5 protein-coding genes are annotated in these 4,207 nt (G+C 38.7%); all 5 read right to left on the bottom strand.

The window, feature by feature from the left end:
* Positions 1-376, bottom strand: a 376-nt coding sequence (locus QZY09_RS12195; protein ID WP_295672753.1) for a sugar nucleotidyltransferase, incomplete at its 3' end; no start/stop codon positions are given.
* 8 nt (positions 377-384) lie between these two features.
* A complete protein-coding gene (rfbD, locus tag QZY09_RS12190) occupies positions 385-1,245 on the bottom strand; it encodes a dTDP-4-dehydrorhamnose reductase (protein WP_295672752.1) in 861 nt (286 codons plus the stop codon).
* A 94-nt stretch (positions 1,246-1,339) separates the two neighbouring features.
* Entirely contained in the window at positions 1,340-1,894 is a 555-nt protein-coding gene (gene rfbC, locus QZY09_RS12185; RefSeq protein ID WP_295672751.1) for a dTDP-4-dehydrorhamnose 3,5-epimerase, read from the bottom strand.
* Between the two features lie 15 nt (positions 1,895-1,909).
* Positions 1,910-2,962, bottom strand: coding sequence for a dTDP-glucose 4,6-dehydratase (gene rfbB, locus QZY09_RS12180; protein WP_295672749.1), 1,053 nt, complete (start codon positions 2,960-2,962; stop codon positions 1,910-1,912).
* Positions 2,963-3,002: 40 nt separating this feature from the next.
* Positions 3,003-3,944 (bottom strand): GDP-L-fucose synthase, encoded by a 942-nt coding sequence (locus QZY09_RS12175; protein WP_295672747.1) that lies wholly within the window; start codon positions 3,942-3,944, stop codon positions 3,003-3,005.
* Positions 3,945-4,207: the final 263 nt, after the last annotated feature.

Here is a 4,207-nt window from a genome sequence, read left to right as displayed (position 1 = left end):
CGTTGTTAAAACTACGGATCAATTCATTAAAGCCTGTGCCGTAAAATATATTATCGCCCAAAATTAAAGCAACCTTATCAGTGCCAATAAATTTTTCGCCGATCACAAAGGCCTGTGCAAGACCGTTTGGTTTTTCCTGTATGGCATATTCAAAGTTACAGCCCAGTTCGCGGCCATCGCCAAGCAGGCGTTTAAAGCTTTCATTGTCTTCTGGGGTTGTGATAATCAAAACCTCCCTGATATCCGCCTGCATCAAAACAGATAAAGGGTAATAAATCATCGGCTTATCATAAATAGGCATCAGTTGCTTACTGATGGCCCTGGTTATTGGATAAAGCCTGGTGCCAGATCCGCCTGCTAAAATAATTCCTTTCATGTAGTGGTTTATTTTGTTTTTAATCTGTCAATACAAATTGACAAGCTCTCTCTCCAATAAGGAATTTCTATATGGAAAGTTTGTTTTATTTTACTTTTATCCATTACCGAATAAGCCGGTCTTGTTGCCTTTGTGATGTACTCTGATGTTTTAATAGGCAGCGTTCTTACTTCGGTACCCGACAGATCAAAAATTGCCTTCGTAAAATCATACCATGAGGCCAACCCTTCGTTGCTATAGTGATAAGTACCATAGTGATGGCTGTTTACGCTGATAATATGCATAATACAGGCGGCGAGGTCCATCCCGTAAGTTGGTGTTCCGGTTTGATCGGCAATGATCTTCAACTCATCCCTTTCTGCACCCAGCTTCAGCATGGTTTTTACAAAGTTGTTACCATATTCCGAGTAAAGCCAACCCGTACGGATGATAAAATATTTATCCAAAATCGCTTTAACAGCTAGTTCGCCGTCGAGTTTAGTTTCACCATAAACACTAATCGGTTCCGCAAGGTCACCTTCATTGCGCGGTGTTGGCTGATCACCTTTAAAAACAAAATCAGTTGAGATATGAATGAGTGCAGAACCATTGGCCACGCAATGCCTGCTTATGTTTTCCACCCCTGTTTTGTTGATCTTTAATGCCAATTCCTGGTCATCTTCGGCCTTGTCGACTGCTGTATAAGCCGCACAGTTGATGCTAAAGGAAGGTTTATAAGTATCAAATACCTTTGTCAAAGCATCATTATCAAGAATATTTGCTTCAGTTTCTGACGGGAAATAAACTGATGGTATCCCATTTTTTTCGGTAAAGTCTTTTAAACACTGCCCTAATTGACCAGATGCACCAAAAACAACAATATTATTCATTATACAAGATTTTTAGGTTTATTACGTCAGGCAGTTATGGTCTGTTGGCGAATGGGAACTTGATTTTATATAAAGTTACAAAACAATTGATCATTTAAAATCCAAGGTCGGGTGCATCTTTTAAAAATGGAAGCTCCTTATCTTTATCAGACACTAATAATTCATCAAATGGCATCCCCCAATTAATATCAAGGTCAGGATCGGCATAATGAACACCTCCTTCTGAAGCTTTATTATAATAATTATCACACTTATACTGAAAAACAGCTTCATCGCTCAGCACAATAAAGCCATGCCCAAAACCTCGTGGTATAAATAACTGCCTGTTATTCTCTTCTGATAATTCTATTGAAAACATTTGCCCGAATGTCGGCGATTTTTTACGCAGATCAACAGCAATATCCAATACTGCGCCCCTGGTAACCCGCACCAGCTTAGATTGGGCATATTCACCTTTCTGAAAATGAAGCCCTCTTAAAACACCACGGGTTGAAAAAGACTGGTTGTCCTGTACAAAGACAATTTCAGCACCAATCCCCTCGTTAAATGTATTTGCATTATACGATTCAAAAAAAAAGCCCCGACCATCGTTAAATATACGTGGCTCAATAATAAAGCACCCTTCAAGCGCAGTAGGTATAAATGTCATTTCAGGTGTAACTAGTTATCGGTTTTCGTATTGATGGTTATAATAGCTGGCATAGGCGCCGCTCGTTACATTGTTTAGCCACGTTTTATTATTCAGAAACCAGTCTATCGTTTCTGAAAGGCCTTCTTCAAATGTTACTGAAGGTTTCCATCCCAATTCTTTGTTTATCTTTCCGGCATCAATAGCATATCTTCTGTCGTGCCCGGGTCTGTCTTTAACATACGTGATGAGTTGCTGGCTGGTACCAGGCTCCCGACCAAGCTTTTCATCCATTTGTTTGCATAACAGCATCACCAGGTCAATGTTTTTCCACTCGTTAAATCCGCCGATATTATAAGTATCGCCGATTTTACCTTCATGAAACAACAGGTCGATTGCAATGGCGTGATCTTTTACATAGAGCCAATCGCGTGTATATTTTCCGTCACCATAAACCGGCAGCGGCTTATTATTGATGATGTTATTAATACTTAACGGAATTAATTTTTCCGGGAAGTGATTTGGTCCGTAATTGTTGGAACAATTTGAGATAATGGTTTTTATACCATAGGTATCATTGTAAGCACGCACAAAATGATCTGACGCGGCCTTGCTGGCACTGTATGGTGAATGCGGATCGTACCTGGTTTCTTCGGTAAAAAGGCCTTCCTCTCCCAAAGCGCCATAAACTTCGTCAGTTGAAATGTGGTAAAATAAATGACCATTGTAATCAGCCTTCCATTTTTCCTTGGCCAGTTCAAGCAAATTTACCGTTCCGATAACATTGGTATAAACAAAATCCATTGGGCTTAATATCGACCTGTCTACATGCGATTCCGCTGCCAGGTGAACAATATCCGTTACCCCATATTTATCAAAAATAGCACTGATCGTCGCTTTATCCTTAATGTCTGCTTTCTCAAAGACGTAGTTTGACTGGTCTTCTATATCTACAAGGTTTTCCAGGTTGCCTGCATAAGTAAGCACATCAACATTAATTATTAAATATTGGGGATACCTGCTTACGAAACGCCGGACAACATGCGACCCAATAAAACCGGCACCTCCGGTAATAATTATTTTTTTCATTTACTTCTTTAATAGTTATACGTAGCTGGCGCCAGGTTGTTTAGCTAATTGCAATATTTTCTTTTGACAAAAAGTCCTGGTAAGCTAACGATATTCCTTCCTTAAGTTCAATTTTATGTTGCCAGCCTTTATCATGTAATTTACTCACGTCCATTAGTTTCCGCGGAGTTCCATCCGGTTTTGAAGAGTCGAAATTTATTTCGCCTTCATAACCTACTATCTTTTTTATCAACAAGGCAAGATCTTTAATAGTAACATCTTGTCCTGTACCGATATTTACAAGTCCCGCCTCATCAAAATTTTGCATTAAATAATAGCATGCATCAGCCAGGTCATCAGCAAACAAAAATTCTCTTTTTGGTGATCCTGTTCCCCAAATAGTTACAGCAGGAGCATTTTGTTCTTTAGCTTCATGAAAACGCCTTATTAAAGCAGGTAGTACGTGAGAGTTTTGGGGATGATAATTATCGTTATAACCATATAAATTGGTTGGCATTACAGAAATAAAATTACAACCGTACTGGTCGCGATAAGCATCGCACATTTTAATACCGGCAATTTTCGCAATAGCATATGGTTCGTTGGTGTGCTCAAGCGGGCCAGTGAGCAAATATTCTTCCTTCAGTGGCTGAGGCGCCATCTTTGGATAAATACAGCTGGATCCTAAAAACATTAACTTTTTAACATTATTCAGGTATGCATTATGGATTACGTTGTTTTGGATCTGTAAATTATCATATAAAAATTCGGCCCTGTAAATGTTATTAGCCATTATACCCCCTACTTTGGCAGCAGCCAGAAAAACATAATCGGGTTTTTCAAGTTCAAAAAAATCTGCTACCTGCCGCTGGTCCCGTAAATCAAGGTTCGCCGAAGTCCTGGTAATAAAGTTGCTAAAACCTTCTTTTTCAAGTTTCCGATGAATAGCCGATCCAACCATTCCCCGGTGTCCTGCTATGTAAATCCTTGCTGATCTATCCATTTGGTTCATTTTTTATAAACAAATATAGGTTTTTAAAATCTCGCTCATTTAGAATTTCTTTAATTTTAGTAATAGTTAAACAGTGCCCGCCATTTTACATTCTGAGGGGGAAGATAACTGGCTATTATTTATCCAAATATTGTATCACCCATATTCTATCGAAAATATTATAAATTAAACAATAAAAAATTGCCAAAATACTTAAAATTGCGGCAAAACCATGGAAAATATTCAACCCAGTTTAAAGCTTTTCGCATTTGCTT

It is taken from the genome of uncultured Mucilaginibacter sp. (assembly GCF_903913935.1).
Lineage (GTDB): Bacteria > Bacteroidota > Bacteroidia > Sphingobacteriales > Sphingobacteriaceae > Mucilaginibacter.
Note: the sequence above shows the minus strand (reverse complement) of the source record. Positions and strands in the feature narration are given on the sequence as shown.

Bases quoted from the DNA above. Each gene is read 5' to 3' on its own strand.
- QZY09_RS12175 (WP_295672747.1), bottom strand. From the start codon at position 3,944: ATGGATAGATCAGCAAGGATTTACATAGCAGGACACCGGGGAATGGTT.
- rfbD (WP_295672752.1), bottom strand. From the start codon at position 1,245: ATGAATAATATTGTTGTTTTTGGTGCATCTGGTCAATTAGGGCAGTGT.
- rfbC (WP_295672751.1), bottom strand. From the start codon at position 1,894: ATGACATTTATACCTACTGCGCTTGAAGGGTGCTTTATTATTGAGCCA.
- rfbB (WP_295672749.1), bottom strand. From the start codon at position 2,962: ATGAAAAAAATAATTATTACCGGAGGTGCCGGTTTTATTGGGTCGCAT.